16 protein-coding genes are annotated in these 18,708 nt (G+C 33.0%); 6 read left to right on the plus strand and 10 right to left on the minus strand.

The annotated features are described in order from the left end of the window. Nucleotides 1-373 precede the first annotated feature (373 nt). Both PL77_RS20805 and sbcB read right to left on the minus strand, forming a co-directional pair. On the minus strand, nucleotides 374-2,167 hold the full coding sequence (locus PL77_RS20805; RefSeq protein ID WP_044209794.1) for a hypothetical protein: 1,794 nt from the start codon (nucleotides 2,165-2,167) through the stop codon (nucleotides 374-376). After that, nucleotides 2,167-3,630: an exodeoxyribonuclease I gene (gene sbcB / locus PL77_RS20810; protein WP_044209797.1), complete on the minus strand. Its 1,464-nt coding sequence runs from the start codon at nucleotides 3,628-3,630 to the stop codon at nucleotides 2,167-2,169. The genes PL77_RS20805 and sbcB overlap by 1 nt, the downstream gene beginning before the upstream one ends. 185 nt (nucleotides 3,631-3,815) lie before the next feature. Between sbcB and PL77_RS20815 the strand changes: the two genes are divergently transcribed. The 4 genes from PL77_RS20815 (at nucleotide 3,816) to PL77_RS20825 (ending at nucleotide 7,520) form a co-directional block, all read left to right on the plus strand. Further along, nucleotides 3,816-4,250 carry a hypothetical protein gene (locus tag PL77_RS20815; RefSeq protein WP_044209801.1) on the plus strand — a complete coding sequence of 145 codons (435 nt, stop codon included), beginning with the start codon at nucleotides 3,816-3,818 and terminating at the stop codon, nucleotides 4,248-4,250. Nucleotides 4,251-4,941: 691 nt separating this feature from the next. Next, nucleotides 4,942-5,112, plus strand: a complete 171-nt coding sequence (locus PL77_RS31855; protein ID WP_156152462.1) for a hypothetical protein — start codon at nucleotides 4,942-4,944, stop codon at nucleotides 5,110-5,112. A 147-nt stretch (nucleotides 5,113-5,259) separates the two neighbouring features. Continuing rightward, nucleotides 5,260-5,853, plus strand: a complete 594-nt coding sequence (locus PL77_RS20820; RefSeq protein WP_044209804.1) for a GNAT family N-acetyltransferase — start codon at nucleotides 5,260-5,262, stop codon at nucleotides 5,851-5,853. A 125-nt stretch (nucleotides 5,854-5,978) separates the two neighbouring features. Further along, nucleotides 5,979-7,520: an SDR family oxidoreductase gene (locus PL77_RS20825; RefSeq protein ID WP_044209807.1), complete on the plus strand. Its 1,542-nt coding sequence runs from the start codon at nucleotides 5,979-5,981 to the stop codon at nucleotides 7,518-7,520. Nucleotides 7,521-7,603: 83 nt separating this feature from the next. Here PL77_RS20825 and PL77_RS20830 read toward each other — a convergent pair whose 3' ends face one another. Then, complete coding sequence (locus PL77_RS20830; protein ID WP_044209913.1) at nucleotides 7,604-9,373, minus strand: DUF5060 domain-containing protein; 1,770 nt, start codon at nucleotides 9,371-9,373, stop codon at nucleotides 7,604-7,606. A gap of 133 nt (nucleotides 9,374-9,506) precedes the next feature. Further along, nucleotides 9,507-10,397, minus strand: a complete 891-nt coding sequence (locus PL77_RS20835) for a family 16 glycosylhydrolase (RefSeq protein WP_044209809.1) — start codon at nucleotides 10,395-10,397, stop codon at nucleotides 9,507-9,509. A gap of 498 nt (nucleotides 10,398-10,895) precedes the next feature. Here PL77_RS20835 and PL77_RS20840 point away from each other — a divergent pair, with 498 nt between their 5' ends. After that, nucleotides 10,896-11,195 (plus strand): T9SS type A sorting domain-containing protein, encoded by a 300-nt coding sequence (locus PL77_RS20840; protein WP_044209811.1) that lies wholly within the window; start codon nucleotides 10,896-10,898, stop codon nucleotides 11,193-11,195. Nucleotides 11,196-11,318: 123 nt separating this feature from the next. Continuing rightward, entirely contained in the window at nucleotides 11,319-11,531 is a 213-nt protein-coding gene (locus PL77_RS20845; protein ID WP_156152463.1) for a hypothetical protein, read from the plus strand. A 133-nt stretch (nucleotides 11,532-11,664) separates the two neighbouring features. On the opposite strand, the gene PL77_RS20850 is transcribed toward PL77_RS20845, so the two are convergent. The 6 genes from PL77_RS20850 to PL77_RS20875 all read right to left on the minus strand — a co-directional run bounded on the left by PL77_RS20850 (nucleotide 11,665) and on the right by PL77_RS20875 (nucleotide 18,642). Then, a complete protein-coding gene (locus PL77_RS20850; RefSeq protein ID WP_044209814.1) occupies nucleotides 11,665-12,918 on the minus strand; it encodes a cystathionine gamma-synthase family protein in 1,254 nt (417 codons plus the stop codon). 1,271 nt (nucleotides 12,919-14,189) lie between these two features. Further along, nucleotides 14,190-14,474: a hypothetical protein gene (locus PL77_RS20855; RefSeq protein ID WP_044209816.1), complete on the minus strand. Its 285-nt coding sequence runs from the start codon at nucleotides 14,472-14,474 to the stop codon at nucleotides 14,190-14,192. A 129-nt stretch (nucleotides 14,475-14,603) separates the two neighbouring features. Further along, on the minus strand, nucleotides 14,604-15,086 hold the full coding sequence (locus PL77_RS20860) for a GNAT family N-acetyltransferase (RefSeq protein WP_044209817.1): 483 nt from the start codon (nucleotides 15,084-15,086) through the stop codon (nucleotides 14,604-14,606). A 136-nt stretch (nucleotides 15,087-15,222) separates the two neighbouring features. Beyond that, nucleotides 15,223-15,657, minus strand: a complete 435-nt coding sequence (locus tag PL77_RS20865; protein ID WP_044209819.1) for a hypothetical protein — start codon at nucleotides 15,655-15,657, stop codon at nucleotides 15,223-15,225. Nucleotides 15,658-15,853: 196 nt separating this feature from the next. Beyond that, nucleotides 15,854-17,266, minus strand: coding sequence for a sulfatase (locus PL77_RS20870; protein ID WP_044209821.1), 1,413 nt, complete (start codon nucleotides 17,264-17,266; stop codon nucleotides 15,854-15,856). 368 nt (nucleotides 17,267-17,634) lie between these two features. After that, nucleotides 17,635-18,642 (minus strand): sugar kinase, encoded by a 1,008-nt coding sequence (locus tag PL77_RS20875; RefSeq protein WP_044209824.1) that lies wholly within the window; start codon nucleotides 18,640-18,642, stop codon nucleotides 17,635-17,637. Nucleotides 18,643-18,708: the final 66 nt, after the last annotated feature.

Here is an 18,708-nt window from a genome sequence, read left to right on the forward strand (position 1 = left end):
AAGGTAAGAAGAGAATTTTAATTTGCAATAGTATTTCTAATTAATTTAAAAATTAATTTCAATACTATTTAATTTACTCAAAATGAATAAATTAAGCATTCGAAAATGCTACTCACACAACATGTATTACTCTACCTTCCTTCTGAAGACGGATGCAAAGGTAGTATTAAGATTTAGTATTCCAAACTTTATTTCAAGGTAATTTCTAAACGCACGTTAAGTTCATAGAATTGTAATTTTATTTCTAAGTTAAGTACCTAAAATACAACAACATAAAAAGAAAACCACTTTCAAGGTTTTTTCAAAAATCTTAAAAGTGGTTTCATTAAAACTATATTTCAATTATTCTTCAATAGAATGATCTAACCTATTTCTAGTCTTCATTATTCAGTTCCTTTTTCAAAATGGCCAAGCCTTCTTTAAAAGAAACATTCTCTAAGGAAGATTCTTTCATAAGATCTTCCATCTCTTGATACAACTCTTTCTTATGTTTTAAAGCCATTTCATCTTTATATGAATTATATTTAGACTTTAGAAGTTGAATAATTCTTGGTGATAATATTCCTAGTACAATCAAAATAATTAAAACTACCCCAAGCACAATTTCCATTAGATAATCTTTCAATATCTCCTTCCATGGTTCTTGTATCAACTCTATGCTTGTTGATGTACTCAATCCATATATATCTAATGAAAGTGTATCCACTTTCGTTTTATGGAAATTAATAGAATCATAAGGAGTCAAATAAATAGAGACATACCCTTTACTCCATGGCCTTACTCTTGGAGTTCCATAATACATTTGAATTCCTTTGGGTAATTGTAACTCTTTAATAAAAGTTTGAGGCGAAGGATAAACTGCATTTTTGCCCGTATTTAAAAATGGGACTCTTATTTCAAAGGTATCTTTATGAGAAGTGAATTGTAGCTTTGTAGGAATATTCTCTTCTACTTCCTGGATCAGCTTTTCCAAAGGCTTATACACAAATTCATGAGAAGTTGTAGAAGAATCCTCTCTTACGATCACCTCAATATTTCCTTTTAAGTCTTTCGATAAGTCGTGAGACTTCACTAAAGTTAAAGGAATTTGAATTGCTCCTGAAGTTCTAGGCTGTAAATGCGTGGCATTCCATTCGTACTTAAGAAAAGGTGGAAGTTGAAAACCAATTAATGAATCTACTCTAAATAAAGTATCATAATCACTATCATTATAAAAGGAAGCCTCTAACCATATTGTATCAAGTGGAGAATATAATCTTTCTTTAGAAAAAGCTATATTTTCTGAAAGTACCGTAGTGGTATCATTCCAAAAAACATCACCTCTGATTTTTGCTACTCTACTTGTGATAAAAACATGTTGTTCCACATAATTATTCTTCAATATAAGCTCTCCGTATTTATCTCCCAATATTGTAGCAACAGGAGCAAATGTCAAAACTAAACTATCTGATGACGGCACAATAGTTTGTTTTACATTTGGTAGAATTGTATCTCCTTCTAGAATAAAAACAAACGAGGATGAATCTCCTGTATATTCTACCTCTAAAGGCAACTCCCCTAATGAGGTAAAACTAAAATCTGTAAAGCCAGTTGAATCAGCCTCTACCAAACCTAAATTAAGATTAATATCATCTCTGTCATTAAGTATTGTATTTTGTGTTTTTGACTTTAATGCTACACGATAAAGTTGCTTATCTATTCTAAAAGCAACAAAAGCCTTATGCTGTCCCTTTTCAATATTCTTGGCACGTATTTTAACTTTAAGATCTTTTAGCGGCTTTTTGGTAAACTTCGTTTCATGGTATTTTTGCCAAACGTTATGAACAGTATCAATATCTATGGAGAAAAAGTCTGTATCTCCTACATAAAAGATTTCAATTTCAGCTTCTGAAAAACCACCTGTACAAAAAAGGTTAATCTCTTTTGACTGCTCATCAATAGTTCCAAAATCAACCATTAAAGCATCTGTAATTAAGCTGTTGGATTTTGACGGCTTTGAATCTTTAAAAATAACTTGCTTCCACCTTTGGTTTTTATTTCCATTTGGGAGTAGCTTAGTTGTAATTTTCTCAGATTGTCCAGGTTTTTCAAACTTAAAAACTTGTGCGTTTACTTTTCCTTGTGAAAAGAGTAATACTATAAATAAACTAAGGAAAAAATATTTCATTATTTGTTTAATTCTTTTTCTAATAGTTCTGCATATTTCAGAAGAGATGTCAGAATTCCTTTGTCAACGTTACTTTCTGATGAATTGATCATATCAGAAACCCTTTCAACGTATTCATTTAATGGGGTACCACCACCAATACCGTCCATCACTTTTGCCCTACAATAGGATTTAAAAACCTTCAACTCGTCAGGTGAAAGTGCATCATAGAAATTCCTTCCTTTATATCGGAATAACATTTCCTTTAGACGGTCATCTCTAAATGGAAAATATTCTAAACTTAAATTCTTAGGATCTGTTTTACCCATTGCTGTCACTCGATTCCCAAGTCGTTTATCATTTCCATCAATAAACCCTTCATAAAGTTGTCCGTCAACATCTTCATTTATTGGATAAGGTGTATTGTAAACTTCATTTACTTTTCGCACAAAAGAGGGATCCTCTTTAATCAACTCTTCTAATTCTAATTGATGTTTTTTCACTTTTTCCAAATCAATATCTAAAGCTTTCGCACGTTGTGGAGATAACGTCTTAGGAGTGACAAACATCGATGATTTATTGATAACTACTTGTCTTATTCCAGGTCGATCCTCGATTTTATTATCATCTTTTGCTTTTTCATACAACCTCTCTCTAATTTCATCAGCCGACAACCCTTTCAATGATAAAGGTGAAGTTAAAATATCGATACCATTGTAGGCATTATTGTTTTTTAAATCTTTTGAAAGAGGCACAAAGAATGATAGGTGCCCGTTGACTAAGGGAACAAATGGTGTAACAAAAAGAAGGGGAGACACAGTTTGCATACTATCTTCCACCAGCTTTTGAGTCACTTTCTTATCTCTTAACTTGAAGGCATAATTGAATAATTTAGGATTTACCTTTTCTACCAATTTTGCCATATGTATAGTCGCCCAGACATCAGCTAAAGCATCATGTGCATTTTCATGCTCTATTCCATTGACTTTTGATAAATTTTCAAGCTTTAAATTGACAGAACCGTCTTCACTTGTAGGCCACTGAATTCCATCGGGACGTAATGCATAGGTCATGCGAATTATATCTAATAAATCCAGCCTGGAATTTTGGTCTGCCCACTCATGTGAATAGGGGTCAATAAAGTTTTTATAAAAGCCAAAACGAGAAAACTCATCATCAAATCGAATGTTATTATAACCAATATGACATGTTCCTTTCAGTCCTAATTCATTTTTAATCCTACCCATAAATTCAAACTCACTCACCCCTTGAGCTTCAGCAATTTGAGGAGTAATCCCTGTTACTAAACAAGCTTCTGGATCAGGTAAGAAGTCTTTTGAAGGTTTACAATATAAAACAATTGGATCACCTATTGGGTTAAAAGATAAATCAGTTCTAATTCCAGCAAATTGGGCTATTTTATCTTTTTTGGGATCTTTACCAAAAGTCTCATAATCATAAAAGAAAAATGAAGTTGTATTCATATTGATGTTCGTTCGATTATTGTGTGTTACGAAGCTATAAAAAGAATATAATTATTGAAATAATTTAAGGTGAAGATATGAATATTAAACTTTTTTTTCTGTATTCACAGAATTTTTTACTGAATAGTTGGAATTACAAAAAGAAATCATCTATTTGTATATAACGTAATACGAATATATCTCATATGGCAAAGTACATTTACTACAAAAAACCTTTTGAAGAAGTCGATAAACAGGCCAAAGAGTCTAATAAATCCATGAAAGAGTTTATGAAAGACGTGCCTGCCAGTGAAACGAAAAGTTTTGAAACGAGGAAGGCTTTCTTCCAAAGTTTCACATCGAAAAGAAAAGCTTCATGGAAAGGCTCTGAGGAAGGTTCAATGATTTACGTTGACGGGGTTAAACCTTATGCATTATCAACAAGAGATTTTCTTGAAGAATATCGCATTGCTATCCAACATCGTGGAAGAAAACCTCGAAAAACGGGAGGTTCTAACAAGATTGTTACTTTCAGAATGTCAGAAGATGAATACGCTGCACTGGAAGAACAAGCCAAGAAGAAAAGCATGAAAGTATCGGATTATATCCGTAATCTAATTGAATCAGATTTGATTCAATAGTCAAGCTTTAAAAGACACCTATGAAAATCTTGTTTTCGCACAAAAAAAGACTGTTTCACTATAAACAGTCTTTTTTTTGTAAAAAAAATGGCTGAAGTAAACTCCAGCCTTTCTTGCAAGTACTACTCAAAATGTATGAGAAGTTTTACCCCTTTCTTCCCCCACTATTTTATTTAGCACTTAAAGTTTAAAAAATTGAATTGGCATATGTGGTATAAACCACGATTAATAGAATAACTGCTTGCATGTTTAACTTCTACATTTTAGAACCCTTTTTAAAGTCATTTAAACACTCTAAAAAGAAGTGATATTATTCTAGTATCCTATTAATAACTAAAAAATTATGCTTAATTACTTTTAATAAATATAGTTTAAGCTATATTCTCCTTTCATTATCCTTCTGCAATTTAGCTAAATCTTTTCCCCATTCTAAGTGAAAACCTCAACTGTAAGAAAATGTCACTCAATACCACTATAAACTACTCTAAATAACTATTTTAGACATAAATTGAAATAATTTTGATAGCTATATATAGAAATTTATATCATCGTTATAGTGCGTCATATTTCTTATATTAAGGATATAATAACCGAAAATACACTCAGAATTTTACACTTTCTGACCATTTATCAAATTAGGGATTCAAAATTTGAATTCTTTAATCATCCACTATCCTAAACAACACCTATCATGATTGCTAAAGTAAAATACACCGTAGCCCAAAAAGAAGGGATACTAGCCGTAATTTGCAGACCTACAGACACAGTAAAAACCATCTTAAAGAAAGCGAAAACAATGCTGGTTAGGTCAGGACATATTGCATCAAGTATTCAACAATTAAACTTCCTAAGTAAAGTTTAATTGATGTCTTTATTCAATTGAAAAACGGGAAAGTTGAGCATCAACAAACCTTGTATTATTTAATATCTAACTAAGATACCAAGCTAAATTTTCTCGTTTTTAATGTATTATTCTTTAATTTCCATTTTCAACTAAATTAAAGAACAAATGGAAACTAAATGGTTAAATGAGACAACACTTCAAGGTGATACGGTCACGCTCCTTCCTCTTTCATTGAAACATCGTGATAGTCTAGTAGAAGCAGCAAAAGATGGAAAATTATGGGAACTTTGGTACACGAGTGTGCCCTCAGAAAAAGAAATAGATATTTATATCGAAACTGCATTTCAACAATATGAAAAAGACAGTAGTCTACCTTTTGTGGTTCTACATAATAAAACTCAAAAAATCATAGGTTCCACTCGGTTTTTAAATGCCAACTCCAAAGTAAAAAGAGTTGAAATTGGCTCTACATGGTATGCTAAATCATTTCAAAGGACTGCTGTAAATACAGAATGTAAATTATTATTACTTCAATATGCCTTTGAAAAATTGAATTGTGTTGCAGTAGAATTTAGGACTCATTTTCATAATCATAAATCAAGAAAAGCAATCGCTAACTTAGGTGCAAAACAAGATGGTATTTTAAGAAATCATACTATCGATAAAGTCGGAAACTTACGAGACACAGTTGTTTTTTCTATTCTGAATTCAGAATGGAATGTTGTCAAGACAGCATTATCTCATCGACTGAATCAATAAATGTATGAAGTTATCTCCCTGTTCATTAAAATTTAGAATTTCTTTTCCAAGCAGACTTTAATTGAATCAAGATATTTAGTGGAAATCCTTATATTTGGCGGTATTTTTTTAGAAGTGAAAGCATTATGGAGGAAGAGAAGAAAAAATTAAGTTTTGAAGAAATCGAAAAGTGTACTTCTATTTTAGAAGATATTCTTGAGGATACTTCTATTCTATTTGAATTACCAGAAGAAAAGCGTGTTGCTTTGATGAAAGCTGCTGGACAGTTGACACGTCCTAGTAGAGAGGAGTTTGAAAAGAGAAGAAAAGATAAAAAGAAAGCTGCAAAACGTAAGCAGCAGGAAAAAGACAAACATGCTCGAAAGTTAACTGGAATTAGAAGTGCTAGAGAAAATCATATTTTCATTGCTCCTAAGATTCTAGAAGAACAGGATCTGCCTACAGATATGCCTGAGTTAGAGTCTTACAGAAATTGCTATGTCTGCAAGAAGGAATATACAAAACTGCATCATTTTTATGATCAGATCTGCCCTGAATGTGGTGATTTCAACTATGCTAAAAGATTTCAGACGGCTGACCTTACTGGACAGATTGCTGTAGTGACAGGTTCTCGTTTGAAAATCGGTTATCATATTACATTGATTCTTCTTCGTTCAGGTGCTACAGTAGTTGCTACTACACGTTTCCCTGTTGATTCTGCAAAGCGTTTTTCTAAAGAGGAAGATTACCATGTTTGGAAAGATCGTTTGAAGATCCATGGCTTAGATTTAAGACATATTCCTAGTGTTGAAATTTTCTGTAATTATATTGAACAGAAATATGGACGTCTGGATATTTTGATCAATAATGCTGCTCAAACGGTAAGGCGTCCTTCTGGCTTCTATGCACACATGATGGAAGACGAGGAGAAACCTTTTGCTTTATTAGATAAAAATACACAACACTTACTATCAGAGCATCAATACTGTGTTGAACAATTATTAGAGTTATCTGACAGTAGTTCAAGTGCAAAAAATAGAAGACTTCCTGTAAAATGGAGTACAACTGAGGCCGGTATTGGAATTAGAGCTTCGGCGAAACTTTCCCAGATTCCTTACAGCTTTGACAACTCTATTCAGACGAAAGAGGTATTCCCTGAAGGTAAATTGGATGTAGATTTACAACAAGTGGACCTGCGTAAGACCAACAGTTGGAGGTTGAGAATTGGGGAGATTGAAACACCTGAAATGGTAGAGGTTCAATTGGTGAACTCTATTGCTCCATTTGTGCTATGCAATAGATTAGCGAAGGTGATGCAGAAAGATTATACTGGTAAAAAACATATCATCAATGTTTCTGCGATGGAAGGTAAATTCCACCGTTTCCATAAAGAAGACAGACACCCTCATACCAATATGGCAAAGGCTGCATTGAACATGTTGACGCACACGTCTGCTAGTACTTTAGCAAAAGATGGTATTTATATGAATGCCGTAGATACAGGTTGGGTAACGGATGAGGATCCTGCTCATATTTCTGCTAAGAAACAAGAAGAACATGACTTCCAACCTCCGTTAGATATTGTAGATGGCGCTGCAAGAGTATTGGATCCTTTGATTGATGGAATCAATACTGGTAAGCATTGGTCTGGAAAATTCTTAAAAGATTATTTCCCTATCGATTGGTAATCATTGGAGGAATCAATATATGAAAACAGCCTTTCAAGTCTTGGTGATTTTGAAAGGCTGTTTTTCTTAAAAAAAGAGTAGTATTAAAGTTTACGTACTAAAACTACCCAATCCTCATCAAAAGTTGGTGAAGGCCCTAAAACGACTTTACTACCGGCATTTACGACCTTTACTTTTGTTTTCATCAAAGCACCTCCTTCTCTAGGGTTATACCAATGAACACTAAACTTGCCTGTGTACCCTTTTAAATCTAAAGTGGGCTGTCCTCCTTCTTTCAAATAAATGCAATAAGTATCTCCTTTTTTTGCAAAAGTATATCCCTCTTTTACATCTGAAAGATCATTATTTGCCTTCATTTCAGTAAAAGGCAGATATTTCTGGAAGAAATCTGTTGCATAAAAAGTCATCTTCCAAATACGATCTCTTGTATGCCAATCCTCACAATTAAGATCATTATTAGGATATTTATAACCAAAATAATGTTCTATGCCAGCACCTCCAGCCATAAGGTTAGCCCATATTACATCTTTCCTAACAGTATCTTGTTGACTTGGATAATCATCAGGAAGTACTCCTTTTTTAGCAGGACCAATTTCATCTAACCATATCACCCATTTTTTACCTGCCTCTTCAGAAGCATCTCTCCAATGCAATGTTGTTTCGTAAGTATGGTGAAGATTATGAATTTGGAATGATATACCATCCAATGCTTGGTTACCCAATAATGGCTTTACAGTATTTTCATGATCTTTTTGATTTGGCAAAGTGTGAATAGCGACCATATTTCCATAAGGTTCCAAAGCTTTCATATATTCTATCATGGCAATCCTCATTTTAGTAGTTTGCCCTACTGGAGACCAAGTAGTGATCCCATTTTCTTCACCCATATTCCAAACTATTCCAGGGTGATGGGCAAACCTCGCTACCAACTCTCTGTAATATAGTTTTCTTTGAATTCCTGTATATCCAATATCCAAGAGGTTTTCATTTTCGGTCTCTTGTGTGATTACATGCTTGACTAGCCCTACTTTATCCATATGAGAAAAAAGAAGTTCCCATTGTTCCAACTTACTGACATCAAAACGGTAGCGTTCGTGTTCTTCTGTCCAAGGCCAGACATTTTTTCCATCTCCCATTACATTCATCGTAAGGAAATAAACGGTATTGATACCTGTTGAAGATAAATAATTCATTCCTCCGACAATCCCTTTTCCTTTACCATTTTGCCAAGTCAGATCTCCCTCCTTCCATTCAGGTATATGTTTTTCGAACTTATGTTTTTTAGGAGTACCGTCAAATTCATGGTACCCTAAAAGGTCTTCAGGGCTGTTTGCCCCTCCTTTGATAAAATATTCTTTAGTACCTTCAAACTGTAAATAATGCGTATTTGTTGGTTTTAGTCTACCTTTTCCCCTTAAGTCCAACCCTGTTTTATCGGTGGGTACAACATCAAAAGTACCAACGATACCATCAGGAGAAAGCTTTTCTCCATTTGAGATATTATCAGCGATTGCGATGTTTTTGCCTTTCACAAAAGACACTTGATAAGACCATTTACCTGTTTTGTTTGGTGCAAAGCGTACACTCCATTTATTACCTTTATCTGCACTTGTCTCCGCTGCATTTCCATCAGCAGCATAAAAGCCTGGAATGACAAATTTTTCAGTACCATTGGTAAATGTTACATCAAGTCTGTAGTCTAAAAAAGGGTTTTCAGGAGCTTGTTCGTAAGTTTCTGGTCCATCAAATGTAAGGGTTACAGTATGCCATACTTTGAGTTCTCCATTGATTTGTTGTGCTTTCAGTTGTTGAAAACACATTAATGTGATTAAAAAAATTAGCAGTCGTTTCATTTCATAGAAATTTATTTGTGAAGTAATAGTACAATTGTAAACGAGCAACTCTCCTTTTTTACTCTTCAACTCAGTATGTACTGATGACAACAAGATAAAAAAAGACCAGAAATACCCGTTTACATTTGCTGTCTTACTTTCCGTTGGAGATTTCCTTCTTTTCCCAAACTCTGAAATATTTCACGTGAAATTCTCCATCTAATCGGTTATCATCAGGAAGTGCTCCAAACCATTTATTAGATTCGTTATTAAAATTCACTTCAAGTGGCTGATGCCAATGTGTGTTTTTAGCTTCTCTAAATAAAACACCATCGATATAGAATCTAATGTACTCTTTAGTCCATTCTAAACCCCATACATGATAGTCTTTTTGTAATTCAAAAGGAATATAGTACTTTTTAGTTCTTGAGAAATGTTTCTTTACATTACCCTGATCTTCAGGAGCTCTAAAAACATGAATATTAGAGTTTAGATCATTTCTGTTATACGATAATCCAGGAGCGTTTTCACAAATATCGATTTCTGTCCACCAATCTTTGCTGACATTGGTCATCCAAAAGCCAGAAACCCAAGGTGCATCCATCAATTTCATCTCTGCTTCAAAATAGCCATACAAAAATTTATTTTTACTTTTTATAAAACCTGCACTGTGCGTATAACCATCAGGTAATTGGTCCTTGTCATGTTTATTTATCTCAAATATAGCTTCACCATCTTGTAACGTTACATTTGATCCATGAAAGTAGGTTGGTTTTCTCCCCTTCCATTTAGGATTATTGGGATGCCATAATTTTTCATTGATTTTTGATTTCTCGAACTCGTCTGAATATTTTTTCAGTAATTTCCATTCCCCTTCATTATTTTGGTCAGAGAGTGGATGTTTATCATTCGAACGTTTCACAACTAATTTGACATCTACCGTATCAACATAATTCTTAGGTGGAATAGTAAGATCTTGCGCTTGAAGTAGACCAATTGAAAAGTATAATACTGTTATACCTAATAAAAAAAATTTAGTTCTCATACATACAAAAGTTTTAAGTAATTTATTCTTTCATCACTCAAGCAAGTTACAGGGCTTTTGTACTAATATTAGCGAAAAACTACAGCTAGTTGAGGGGGTAATTTTTCCTAAACTTTAATTTTTCAATTATCTCTATCAATTGGGGCAAATAATCTCACCTTTTTAAGAGTGAATTGCTCCTACTTATCAAGTTTCACCAGTACCTCCGCAAAATGATTAAATAAGTATTTTCTATCATATTCCGACATTACAAAAAAGTATTTCAAAATTAATTTCAACTATTTTATTGTCCATAAAATTATCATTGGCAAACATCAACGTCAAGCATATTTTATTACGCGAGTTTATAAAGTGACAAAAAGTTACAACTACCCACATTGTACTATTCAAAGTAAATAATCAATTCCTCTTAGTTCAAAACAAAAAAATGTTAGGAATCTTTTATTTTCATTTTATTTAAGGCTTTATTGCAAATCGTAAATAAACAGAAATCATCCAATGCTCTTTACCAAAGCTCTCAACTATATAAAAAAAACTGTTTCGTCAGAAAAGGAATGGAAGATTTATCCTACCCTTGTATATGATCATGTTACTGTATCTACTCCAAAAAAATCATCGAATTACAGTATTGAAATAATGAAGGACGACGGTGAAATTTTATTAAAAAAAGATTACAAAGGCCCCAGCAAAATCTACTTTAATAAATGGGGAAAAGGTGTTTATCAAATGGTCTTGAAATATGATAAAGGTGAATTAAAGTCTAAAATTTTAGTTTATCCAAAGTTTGAAAACGTCTAAAATCACATTAATAAAATACAAAAAAGTGTTCTTTTCTTAAAAATTAAGTTTTACAAATGTTATTAAATTATATTTGAGTAACTCTAACAAATAAACTTAATTTTAGTAACTATGAAGATTTCAATGTCAATTATATTCCTTTTATTATTAGGCTTCAATGTGAAAGCTCAAGGATTGAATATACAAAAAACGTTAGCTGAAAAAGAAGGGAAAACTACCATAGAACTTTTCAAAGAAAGAAAAGAAGAGCGTAAAAACAAAAAGGAAAATAACAGTGACTTAGAAAGTCTACCTTCAAAAAAGTCAGATATTTCTCGCAAGGAAGATTTAGAATAATTTTCAGTGGAGGGCGATAGATTAAAAATATAAGGTTGATAAGCTTGTGAACAATCAAACCAATCAACACAAAAAATGTGTCTGTGGACTATCATTTTGATGTTAGTACATAGACACATTTTATTATTTTAACTTATACAACTTCTAATGCCTGTTCTATATCCCAAATGATATCTTCTGCATTTTCAACTCCGATAGACAATCGAATTAAACTAGGCAAAATACCAAAAGCATTCTTATCTTCTTCAGCAATTCCAATATGCGTCATACTTGCAGGATGTTGAGCCAAACTTTCGGTACTACCCAAACTCACTGCAAGCTTCATTAACTTCAGTTGATTTAAAAACTTGAATGCTTCTTTCTCACCTCCTTTGATATCAAAAGAGACCATAGCCCCTGCTGCCGAGTATTGTTTTTTAAATAACTCATAGGCTTTAGAGTCTTGAGGAATACAACCTAAATAATGTACTTTATCAACCTTTGGATGCTTCAATAAATAGCTTGCTACTTTCTCGGCATTTTTCAATTGTGCTTCCATCCTTAACTTCAACGTTTCCAAAGAACGTAGCATCAACCAAGCAGTATGTGGTGAAACCATATTTCCAAGAAAAGTTCTTAGCGTTTTTACCCTCTGCATTACTTCATGATTACCCAAAACTGCACCAGCGATCAGGTCACTATGACCTCCAATGTACTTTGTAGCAGAATACATCACTATGTCAGCTCCCAAAGTAAGTGGTTGTGACCAAAGTGGTCCCATATAAGTGTTATCAACAGCTACGAATACTTTTTTCTCCTCAAATTTACTATTGTATAGATTTGCTATCTCAGCACAAAGTGATATATCAAATAAATCATTTGTTGGGTTTGCTGGTGTTTCAACATAAATCAATGATAACCGATCTGCCAGGCCAGACGCGTCAATCAACTCCAAAAGATCTCTTTTAGAGTGTTCTGGCCTGAAAGCAATGCTATGAACACCAATTTTTTTTAATAAATCATGAATAAAATGATCTGTTCCACCGTAGGTGGGTGCACTATATAAAAGTAAATCACCAGGCTTTAAAAACTCCAATAAGACAGAACTGATGGCGCTCATACCACTTTCAAAAACAGCACAATCATCTGCTTGGTCCCAAAGACAAAGTCTGTCCTCCAAAATTTCTAAGTTTGGATTGTTGATTCTACTATAGATTAACCCAAGATTCTCATCTTGTCCTTTTTCCCTTAAACCATATGCAATTTCAAAAAATGCTTTCCCTTCTTCGGCTGTTTTAAAAACAAAAGTGGAAGTTTGAAAAATAGGAGTTTTTACAGCTCCCTCTGACAATTCTGGTTTATATCCATGTGTCATCATTAATGACTCCGGATGATACTTGTGTGGCATAGTCTAGAATAATAAGTTATGTTTATGTGTGCTTCTGAAGCAAAATAATTAAAAAAACAGAATTATAGATAAAATCATCAAAAACAATCTAATATTTTAGTTTAACAATAAACATAAAACATATTCTTTTAAGGGAAAACTAATGTACTTTTATAAGGAAAGTGATTTTAGTAGATCCTTTTCAGGGAATTATCACACTATTAGATATGTATAAATAACAGTTTACCTACCCTTATATAGCAACAACTTAAAAAAAAATAATAAAAATCATGTATTTCAAATTAAGTTCAACTCAACGAGTACAACACACACTAATCGTTATAAAATAAACAAATCTCATAACATTGTGCAATAACCAACTTTTAAATACTAGATAAATTTAACATATCATTTATAATAAGTATTATATAATAAATAAAGCAATATAAAATGTCACTTTTACAATAAAAATAAATTGAAATGCGAATAAAGTTGGCGAAGTGCTATTTTGAGTGAATTATAGTCAGTTAAAAACAAAAATTTATGATAAAATTAAAAATATAAAGAGTATTGTGTAATGTTATTTACATGTTTCTTTTGAACAAAAAGAAGATAAAATCACAAAAAATAGTAACTTGTTTTAGTAAGGTTTTTGGAGATTTATAAAGTGAAGTTGGATTTATGGAAGAAATGATTGTCTTCAAAAAAATACAACCTTTATTTATATTGACATCAAACAATCAGTATAAATTTGTAGTGTATTCCAATAGGGGTGCCATTGGTATCCCCCAATTAATAATGAGTCCCCTCTCTGTTTAAAACAGATTGGGGAATTTTTTTTAGTGCAATTTCATATGATAATAGCGTATTAATAACGCTTTTTATAAAAATTTAAATTTAATAATATCACTATTCTAATAATGTGATGATTTATGATTCTTAATTTTGGTTAACAAGTTTAAATAGTATTTATTTGAAGTATCAATAAAGAACACAATATCAACTCGAAAAGTTGATTAAAAATATTTAGTTGGAAGTTTGTTTGTTAGTTTAGTTTATAGAATGAAAAGGACACAGTTTTGCTGGAGTCCTTTTTTTATTTCTCTTTTTTTTATAAAATATTTTGAACGGAAATAGTGACCTTGATTTATAGCAATAGTTAATATTGAAGCGTTTTACTTTTGGGGAATTAGGTAAGTTGGAGTAGCAATGAGAAGAAAGAGAGCGATATCTAGTAAACCTTTGTTAAACAGTACAAGAATGACCTTAAAATGAGTTATTAAGCCAAATGATTATTGAATAAAACTCTCAAATTCGTCTTCTTCACCTCTACGATACACCCTGTTTTTAAATGTATGCTTACGTTGATACTCCAATTCCTCATCAAGCACCCATCTCATTTTATCATTCTTAAGATTGAGTAATTCATAAGCAATTTTATTGTGGGTCGTTACAGAAATATATGTCACTACGTACTTATATTTTGATTTTGCTACTGTTACCGTATCACCAATACCTATTTGTGCATACGAAGCTGAAGTAGCTAACAGTAAGAAGATTATTGTTATTAGTCTCATATAATTTTTTCAACAAAAATTTATCATTCACAAAGATAACGAAACTTATTACCAAGAATTGTATACTGAAATAAAAAAGGGTTCTTACTTTCTGTTAAGCAAGAACCCTTTTCTAATAATTTTTTTAAATTAATCATTTAATTGCTTTCTTAAAACAAGCATATGATTGAGTGGCAAACCGTTTTCGACCAACTGCTGACTGTAATTTTTTGTATAAAAATCTTTTTTAACCTCATAGATTTCAAAACCTACTTTTTGGTAAATATATAATTGTCTAAAAGCAGCATTTGAAGTACCAATTAAAATGTATTTAAAGCCTCTATCCTTGGCCTGTTCCATCGCATTCAACAACATTCTTTGACCGATTCCTTCACCTTGACATGTTTTAGAAACAGCAATATTTTTAATTTCAATAGACTCTCCATCGAACATTTGTAAAGCGTAAACACCTAAGGTTTCACTTTCTCTTTGGTAAATGTAAATTTCTGAGTCATGGATATATTTGTCAATCGCTTCGATAGTTTCATCTGCTAATAAAAGAAGGTCATATGGTAGCTTACTGCCTTCTTGGATTAAACGAATCTTGTCTGTCTTCTCTAATAGTAAATTCATTTGAATATTCGTTTAGGTAATAATTTTAAAAAACACACAAAGATAGTAAAGTATGACATTGAAGAAAAATAACAAAAATCAGAGTTAAGATATTTTAATACTCCATTTTAAGTGATTAATATTCTCTCATAAGGGTTTAGAGGTCATCAATAAATGAAAAATCACTTCTGAAGTCCTGTTTTTGATCAATGAGTTTCTTTACGAAATCAGTATGCTGCCTACTGGTTTTCTTTTGTTCAAATTGAAGAAAGAAGCCTTGACTATGTAAACTTAAAACCTTATCTGTATGATATAAAACTAAACGGTAATAAGGAATAATCCATTCGAAGTTTCGCACCTTAACATTGATGTGAATTAAAACTCCCCTCTCTCTGAGTTCAATTATTGCCGAATCCAACTCAGATTGTGTTTCTATATCAAAACCAATATTTAAATTACTTGATCTAATGTAAAAACGTGGAGATGTACTGCCTCCTAACTTGAGAATTTTAATTAATGAAAACTTTTTTCCTACAATGCCTCTCGACTGATGATAGCGAACTGTTTTTCCAAATGTTGTCTCTAAAAGCATAGTTTCTTTTTTATAGAACTAACTTCATCAAATTGGAAATTGTTTTTAAAATATAATCTAGATTCTATAAAAAAGAAGCCGCTACATAAACAGTAACGGCTCTTCAATCTAACTTATATATCGCAAATATTTCGAAATGTTATCGTTAAGCATTTTCAGCTATTGATTATAAGATTACGTATTCAGTCCAAATATTTTAAATGTCTTTTTTCTTTTCTCCAGCACTCGCTTTATCAATAAAGTGTTGACGTTTTTTCTCTTCTTTTAAAACGTTTGCTGCGTGTGGATCTTGCCACTTTGCTTTTACTGTACCTTTGGTCCAGTTGGTATATAATTCTTTTAACTGCTTCACAATTGCAGGTTTTTCTTCCGCTAGATTATTTCGTTCTAATGGATCATTTTCCATATCAAATAAGAAGCTTTCTAACTTGTAACCTGAATAAACCAATTTGTAGTTTCCGTGTCTTACTGCATATCCTGCTCCATCAGAGTATCTCCAATAAAGTGTCTCATGTGGTTGTCCCTTTTTCTTTCCTTTGAGATAAGGTAAAAGGTTGACTCCATCCAATTCTTTACTTGGTAATGCTGTATTGGTAGCTGCTAATGCCGTTGGGAAAATGTCTAAAGCTGTAATGCACTCTTCGTAGCGTTTTCCTCCTTTTAAACCTTGAGGCCATGAAATCACAAATGGTACTCGGATTCCTCCTTCAAACAACATTCCTTTATGTCCTCTATAAGGATAACTGCTTGCTCCATGTGTATGCCCTCCATTATCACTATAAAATACAATTAATGTATTCTCATAGATTCCTTCTTCTTTCAATTTGTCAATGACTTGGCCAATACCATGATCCATGCCTACTACTAAACCTGCATACGCTGCTCTTTCTCCGTCTTCAATGTGAGCGACATCTTTATAATATTTTTTAGGGGCCTGGATTGGAGCATGAGGAGCATTATATGCTAAATACATAAAGAAAGGTTTTTCTTCCTTAGCGTACCCTTCAATATATTCAGTCGCTGCTTTTGTAAAGTCATCCGTTAGGTAGGTGAGTTCTTCTTGTGGAACAATTTTACCGTCTCTTAATACGCCTCTCATCTGATCACCTTTTTTAGGTTTTCCCCAATAGTCTGATCCTCCTCCGTAGAAGCCGTACCAGTCGTCAAAGCCTCTTTTGTTAGGCCAAAATTTTTCGTGATCACCCAGGTGCCATTTACCAATTGCACATGTAGTGTATCCTTGTGTCTTTAAATGTTCAGATAACATGATTTCATCCAATGGTAATCCATCATTTTCTGTTGGATTATTATAAGGCATGTTATTTTCGTGTCCAAATCGTTGCTGATATCTTCCACTTAGTAACCCCGCTCTACTAGGACTACAATAGGGATGACTAGCGTATCCTTGAGAAAAAGAAATTCCTTCTTTTGCCAAGGCATCAAGATTGGGTGTTGGAATATCTGAACCGTTGAAACCTGCATCACCCCAACCTTGATCGTCAGAGATAATGATGATTACATTTGTTTTTTTGTTTTTAGGTGGTTCATTTGCCCATAGTTGAAGCGTGAGAACGCTAAAAAAAAGTAATAGTTTAGAAGATCGGTACATAAGTAATATTGAGATTAAGTGCCACTTAATTTATTATCAGTACAAATTCAAAATTATCTAATACTAATTCTATTCATTATTTTGCGATTACTTCCTTTAAAAAACTTTCAATAGAACCACTATTAATACGTTTTTTAGCGTTGTACTCACAAAAAATAAATTAGAATTAACTATAATTTATTTTTGACTTTGTACTTCATTCCATTTCTTTAAAGTACTTCATACACTGCCCATCCTTTTACATCCTAAGTACTTTATTGATCCAATCTAACCGGATATTCATGATCATTGTCCCGATTATTTCAGAGCTATATTTATTATTTTCCCCAATAGTACATCCTATAAATAATGTACTATTGAGGAGTATCTTATCTGTCTACTTTAGAAAAGTCAGCCGAAGAAATCATTTGCATTACTTCTTCTTTTTTAACGGCATTAAAGTCACCATCAATGCCATGTTTAAAGGCTGAAGCTGCTGTAGCAAAATCTATACACTGTTGGAAGTCTCCTTCAAAAGCATGTAGACCGTAAATTACGCCAGCCATAAAAGCATCTCCCCCTCCTACTCTATCTACAATATGACTTAATTCGTACTTTTTCGTTCTATACACTTTCTCTCCATCAAACAAAGCCCCTGCCCATGTATGATGATTGGCAGATTTGACTCCTCTTGATGAGAACACTACTACTTCACAATTGGGGTATTTTTCCATCATTGCTTTACCTGAAAGGGCAAAATCCAAATCCGTGACCTCTTCATTTAAAACATCAACATCAGGGTGAATACCCGACATCACATGGCATTTCTCCATCAAGTCAGGCATCACCTCTTCATGACTTTTACCCCATTGCCAAAGCTTTGCTCTATAGTTATAATCCATAGAAACCTTTAAGCCCTTTGCTTCTGCCACTTCTAAAGCCTTGGCTGTAATCAATGCAGCACTTTCAGAAACGGCTGGAGTAATACCACTCCAGTGAAACCAAGTAGCTCCTTCGAAAATAGCATCCCAGTCAAAAGTATCTACTTCGGCTTGTGTAAAAACACTGTCGGCTCTATCGTAAATCACTTTACCTCCTCTTTGCATAGAAGGGGCCTCGACAAAATAAAGACCTAAACGGCCTTCTGCACGAAGAACGTTGGCTGTATCAATACCAAACTTTCGCATGTGCATTAATGCATCATCAGCAATATCGTGTTGAGGTAAAACCGACACCATACTAACGTTCATGCCGTAATTCCCCAATGAAGAAGCTACGTTTAGTTCAGCTCCACCGTAATACGTTTCATACTCGGTAGTCTGACCAAATCTTTTATGTCTAATAGGCGAAAGTCGCATTAAGATTTCACCTAAAGTTATGATTTTATGTTTTTTCATAATTCTAAAATGTAAAGTAGTACACACATGAGGGATGAGCTAAGCGACAATTAACTCTTATCTCAT

The sequence above is a fragment of the Flammeovirga sp. OC4 genome (assembly GCF_000812565.1).
Taxonomy (GTDB): Bacteria; Bacteroidota; Bacteroidia; order Cytophagales; family Flammeovirgaceae; genus Flammeovirga.